The following is a 5,708-nucleotide window of genomic DNA, read 5'->3' on the forward strand; positions in this document are numbered from 1 at the left end:
ACAGCAAGTACCGGTCGGCCCACACCTGCGACCTGCCGCTTCTGCTTGGCGACGAGTCCGCCTGGCGCGATTCCATCCTCCTCGAAGGGCAGATGTGGACCGACGTCCGGCGCGACCGGAAGGCCATGCACGCGATTTGGACGCAGTTCGCGAAGACCGGCTCCGTCGCCCAGGCGCTGCTGCGCCGCGCGGATTTCCTGAAGGTCGAAAAGGTCGCGGCGAAGTAGGCGCCGACGGCGGTCGGGCGAGCGGCTACTCCAGCTCCTCGCCCACTTCCATCCACCGCATCTCGATCTCCTCGCGCTCCTCGCGCAGCGCGGTGATCTCGCGGTCGATTTCGGCCAGGCGGGCGGTGTCGAGGTTGGCGACGTCCTCGGAGATCTTCGCCATCTCGTCGTTGAGCTTGGATTCCTTCTGGTCCATCTTCGCGATCTGCCGCTCCAGGCGGTTGAGCTCCTTGCGCAACTCCCGTTCCTCCTGGGAGGACAAAGTTCTCGCGGTCCCGGAGTTCCCCGCTGCTCCCGCGGGCGTACCGGCGGAGGAGTCTGCCGGGACGTCGTCACGCGAAACACCCGGGGCGGCCGCATACCCGGCGGTGGCCCGCGACGGTGCCGCGCCACCGACGCCGGCCGCCGCCAACGCCCTGCGGCGCTGCAGGTACTCCTCGATGCCGCCCGGCAGGTTGGTCAGGCCGCCATCGCCGAACAGCGCCCACGTGGTGTCGCAGACACGCTCGACCAGGTAACGGTCGTGCGAGATGACCACCAGCGTGCCCGGCCAGTTGTCCAGCAGATCCTCGAGCTCCTGGAGCGTGTCGATGTCCAGGTCGTTGGTCGGCTCGTCGAGCAACAGCAGATTCGGCTCCGCCATGAGCACGCGCGTCAGCTGCAGGCGGCGACGCTCGCCACCGGACAGATCGCCGATCGGGGTGCGCTGGCGCTTCGGCGAAAAGCCCAGGCGCTCCGCCAACTGCGACGCCGACAGGTGCTTGTCGCCGAACTCGATGTACGTGGCCACGTCCTCGATGGCGTCGAGCACCCGCATGTCCATCGGCAGATCGTCGAGCTCCTGGCGCAGCCACCCCAACCGCACGGTCTTGCCCTCGATGCGCTTGCCCTCGTCGAGCGGGTGCTCGCCGGCCAACGTGCGCAGCAGCGTGGTCTTGCCCGAACCGTTGACGCCGACCAGGCCGATGCGCTCGCCCGGCGCCAAACGCCACGTCAGGTCGTCGACCAACCGGCGGCCGTCCGGAGCGGACAACGCGGCGTCCTCCAGCTCCACGACGACTTTGCCCTGGCGGCGCTTGGAAAAAGCCATCAGCTCCACGCTGTCGCGCGGCGCCGGCACGTTGGAGATCAGCGCCTCCGCGGCCTCGATGCGGTAGCGCGGCTTCGACGTGCGGGCCGGGGCGCCGCGGCGCAGCCACGCCAGCTCCTTGCGCGCCAGGTTCTGGCGGCGGGCCTCCGCCGCATCGGCCTGGCGGGCGCGCTCGGCGCGAGCGAAGGTCCAGTCGTTGTAACCGCCGTCGTAGAAATCGACCTGCCCGTCGTGGACCTCCCACGTCTTCGTGGCCACGGTGTCCAGGAACCAGCGATCGTGGGTGACCACCACCAGCGCCGAGCGACGCGACATCACGTGATCGGCCAGCCACTGCACGCCCTCGATGTCCAGGTGGTTGGTCGGCTCGTCGAGAATCAGCAGGTCCAGGTCCTGCACCAGCGCCGCGCCGAGGTTGACGCGCCGCCGCTCGCCGCCGGAGAGCTCCCCGACCTTCGTGTCCAGCCCCAGCTCGCCCAGCCCGAGGCCGTCGAGGACGTTGCGGATCTTCGCGTCGCCCGCCCACTCGTGCTCGGCGACGCCCAGCGGCGCGATGACGCTGTCGAAGATCGTCGCCTCCGGATCAAGCTCCGCGCCCTGCGTGACATGCGCCATGGCCAGGTCATTGTTGCGCGACACGCGACCGTCGTCGGCGGGTTCGACGCCGGCGAGGATCTTCAGCAGCGTCGACTTGCCGCCGCCGTTGAGCCCGACCACGCCGATGCGGTCCCCGGTCTGGATGCCCAGACTGACGCCGTCGAGCAGGGTCTTCAGGCCGAAGGTCTTGCTGACGTTCTCCAGGTTGATCAGGTTCGCCATCTCGGCTTCTCGTGCTCCTCGGTCGGTGCTTGTCGGTGCTGTTGGTTGGGGCTTTTCGCTTTACGATGTCCCGGCGTCCCCGTGGCCGTCGCCACGCCCCGGGTGCCGTCGCAACTAGATCAGCCGTGCGCCCGGCGCGGGACCGGCGGCGGTGAGCGTCGCGGCGCAGGTGCCGGACGTGGCCAGGTGCGCGGCGACGTCGAGTGCGTGTTCGCGGTCGCGGCACAGGAACGCCGTCGTCGGCCCCGAGCCGGAGACGATGCCGGCCAGCGCTCCGCCGTCGAGCCCGGCGCGCAGGGTGGTGCGCAGCTCGGGGTTGAGCGAGATGGCCGCCGGCTGCAGGTCGTTGGCCAGGTGCTTCGCCAGTTCGTCGGCGGAGCCGGTGGCCAGGGCCTTCATCAAGTCATCGGGCGCGGCGGCGCGGGGGACGTCGCGTTCCTCGCGGAGCCGGTCGATGGTGCGGAACACCTCCGGCGTGGACAGCCCGCCCTTGGCCAGCGCCAACGCCCAGTGGTACTCGCCGCGCACCAGCACCGGGGCCAGGTTCTCGCCGCGCCCGGTGCCCAGCGCCGTGCCGCCGAGCAGGCAGAACGGCACGTCGGAGCCGAGGTCGGCGGCCAGCGACATCAAGTCGCCGTCGCTCAGAGGCAGCTCGAAGAACTCGCGGGCCGCGACCAGCGCGGCCGCCGCATCCGCAGAGCCACCGGCCATCCCGCCGGCGACGGGGATGGACTTGTCGATGTGTATCGCCGCCACCCGCGGCACCTTCGACTCGGCGGCCTCCACCGCGGCGATGACCGCGCGCCACGCCAGATTCGATTCGTCCGTGGGCACGTACATCGCCGAGTCCCCCGACACCGTCAGTTTGGCCACGTGCCCCTCGGCGTCGCCATGGCGGACCTCCGTCAGGGTGACGGTGGTGGGCAGCGACAGCGACTGGAAGACGGTGACCAACTCGTGGAATCCGTCATCGCGGACATCGCCGCACCCGAGGTGCAGGTTGACCTTGGCGTGCGCCGTCGCCGCGACGGACATCGGCGCCTTCGGCGGCATGGACGACGGGTTCGGCGAGTTGGGCGGGTTCACGCCGTCCGAGTCTACCCGGGCGCTACACCTCCCCCTCCCAGTCGAATCCGCCGCCGCACAGCTGTTCCGGGCAGCCGTTCCACGTTTTGGCGAAATACGCGATGATCCGCTGCCCCGCCTCCATCGGATACTCCGGCGCGACGCGGCCGTGCATCTCCGTCGCCGACCGCTCGACCGCGTCGTGGAAGAACCGGCACACCTCGACGTACCGCCACATGTCCATGATCACGCGGCACACCTCGGGATGCGTGATGGATTCGCGGTCGCTCGCACCACGCCCCAGCGCCCGGCCGATCATGTACCGCACCAGCTCGCGGTCGACCGGATGATCCTCCCCGCAGTCGCACCACCCCGACCCCTGGTTCGGCATCTCCCACACGTCCGGAATGGTCGTGGGCCGGGCGGCCGGCACTTCCGTCGGCTGAATGGTCGGTTGGGCGGCTGCTTCGGTGACTTGCTTCACGACGGTCTGCTCGAACGTGCAGTTCATGGCGTCTTCTCCCTCTGCTCGGCGGCTGATGCCGTCACCATAGAAGACGCCCCGGATTTCCGGGCCGGAGATTCTCGCCGGTGTTCGAACACCCCGGCCGCTCCGTCGCATACGGTTGGTGGGGATGGAACAGCAGCGTCGCAAAGCAAAGAATCCGGTGACCATCCTCGCCATCGCGGACGAGGAACGCCCCGCCCTGGCCATCCCCGGGGGCGTCGACCTCGGGGCCGGCAACCGGCCCGACCTGCTGCTGTCCGCGGGCGACCTGGACTTCCGCTACGTCGCCGCAGTCGCCGACGCCTTCGACGTGCCCTGCGCGATGGTGCCCGGCAACCACGACCCGTCGCTGGAGGGCTTCACCTTGTCGCCCGTCGGCTGGGTGCGCGCCGGCCGTCACGATGTCTGGCCCGGGCCCGACGGGGCGTGGGCGGCCGACCGCGACGTCGTCGAGGTCGCGGGCGTGCGCATCGCGGGGCTCGGCGGCTGCGGGCGCTACTCGGACGGCCCCAACCAGTGGACGGATGCGCAGGCGATGCGGCGAGCGCGGCGCGTGTTGAGGCGGGCGCGACGCATGGGGCGGCGAAGCGGAGGGACGGGCGGCGGACCGGGCGGAGTCGATGTCCTGCTCACCCATGCGCCGGGCACGATCGACCGCTCCGACGATGACGCCGTGCACCGCGGACTGCCCGCGATCGACGTCCTCAACGACCGACTGCGGCCGGCGCTGCACCTCCACGGGCACGTGCATTTGCACGGCGCCGACAGGAGCGTATTCTCGCTGCCTTCCGGCGATGCGGGCCCCGGCACCCTCGTGGTCAACACGGTCGGCTGGACGCTGACGCGACTGCACCCCGCCGCCCCCGGCGCCGCCCCGCGCGCCGAACTGATCCTGAAAGGACGCTGACCATGGCCGACACCGGTTTCCCGGACGCCGACGCCCAGGCGGATTTCTCGCGCGCCCGCCGCAGGGCCCGCCTCAACCGCGCGGTGTCCCGGCTGCGCCGCCAGCCCGACGACGTCACCCAGGTCCTGCCGTACGACGAGGTCGTCGCGGCACTGGGCGAAACCGGCCGCCGCGAGCTCGGCCTGGTCGACGTGCCCGTCGAGGCGATCGTCGGGTCGGTCGACCGCACTGGCCAATTCGACCGCGATTTCCGCCCCACCACGTCCATTTCCCGGGACCGCTGGGCCCGCATCAACGCCGCCCAACGACGCGGCGAGACGGTCCCGCCGGTGCGCCTGCGCAAGGTCGGCGGCATGTACTTCGTCGTCGACGGCCACCACCGCGTGTCCATCGCCCGCAACCGCGGCAACCCGACCATCGATGCCTACGTCACGGAAATCCTGACCAAGGTCGACGCCGACGGCATCCACTCCAACCGCGACCTGGTGCTCAAGGACCATCGCCGCATTTTCCTGTCGCGCGTCCCCCTGCCCGCCGAGCGCGCCGCCACGATCGTCCTGCCCAACCCGTGGAAGTACGCGGAACTCGCCGAAAACGTCGAGGCCTGGGGTTTCCGCGCGATGCAGGCCGAGGGGGCCTTCCTCGACCGCGACGAGGTCGCCGACCGATGGTTCACCACCGAGTACGAGCCGGTCATCGCCGCCGCCCGCGCCATCGGCCTGGCCCCCAACCACACCGACGCCGAGCTCTACGTCTGGATCGCCGCCGAGCGCTACCGCCTCATCCGCCGCCACGAGTGGACCGACGACGTCTTCGAGCGGGTACGCGAAACCGGCCGCCAGCCCGACTGATTCGGGCCGACGGCCGGCCATTCGCTTGACGACGGCCCGGCGCGCACGTGGCGCGGCCGGGACGCGTCAGCCGGGACGGGTCACAGTCCCAGGTTCTCCCCGGTCTCCGCGTCGAAGACGGTGACCTTCGCGGGGTCGAACCACAGCGACACCTTTTCGCCGCGGCGCGCCGGCGACTCCGCCGACAGGCGCGCGACCATGGTGCCGGTGGACTTGTCGTCCAGGCCCGCGTCCGCGGCGG

5 protein-coding genes and 1 pseudogene are annotated in these 5,708 nt (G+C 70.8%); 3 read left to right on the forward strand and 3 right to left on the reverse strand.

The genetic code is table 11. The annotated features are described in order from the left end of the window. Positions 1-227, forward strand: a pseudogene (locus GX015_RS07045) (hypothetical protein); the annotation flags it as partial. A gap of 25 nt (positions 228-252) precedes the next feature. On the opposite strand, the gene GX015_RS07050 reads toward GX015_RS07045, so the two are convergent. From GX015_RS07050 to GX015_RS07060, 3 genes are all read right to left on the reverse strand, one after another. Next, positions 253-2,136, reverse strand: a complete 1,884-nt coding sequence (locus tag GX015_RS07050) for an ATP-binding cassette domain-containing protein (RefSeq protein ID WP_291343893.1) — start codon at positions 2,134-2,136, stop codon at positions 253-255. Between the two features lie 114 nt (positions 2,137-2,250). Further along, positions 2,251-3,189 carry a 4-(cytidine 5'-diphospho)-2-C-methyl-D-erythritol kinase gene (locus GX015_RS07055; RefSeq protein WP_291343900.1) on the reverse strand — a complete coding sequence of 313 codons (939 nt, stop codon included), beginning with the start codon at positions 3,187-3,189 and terminating at the stop codon, positions 2,251-2,253. Between the two features lie 55 nt (positions 3,190-3,244). Further along, positions 3,245-3,712 carry a hypothetical protein gene (locus tag GX015_RS07060; RefSeq protein WP_291343894.1) on the reverse strand — a complete coding sequence of 156 codons (468 nt, stop codon included), beginning with the start codon at positions 3,710-3,712 and terminating at the stop codon, positions 3,245-3,247. Positions 3,713-3,836: 124 nt separating this feature from the next. On the opposite strand from GX015_RS07060, the gene GX015_RS07065 reads away from it, so the two are divergent. Together GX015_RS07065 and GX015_RS07070 are read left to right on the forward strand one after the other, a co-directional pair. Then, complete coding sequence (locus tag GX015_RS07065; protein ID WP_291343896.1) at positions 3,837-4,616, forward strand: metallophosphoesterase; 780 nt, start codon at positions 3,837-3,839, stop codon at positions 4,614-4,616. A gap of 2 nt (positions 4,617-4,618) precedes the next feature. Next, entirely contained in the window at positions 4,619-5,467 is an 849-nt protein-coding gene (locus GX015_RS07070; protein ID WP_291343898.1) for a ParB N-terminal domain-containing protein, read from the forward strand. Positions 5,468-5,708: the final 241 nt, after the last annotated feature.

This window comes from Corynebacterium sp., from assembly GCF_012837295.1.
In the GTDB taxonomy this organism is placed as follows: Bacteria; Actinomycetota; Actinomycetes; order Mycobacteriales; family Mycobacteriaceae; genus Corynebacterium.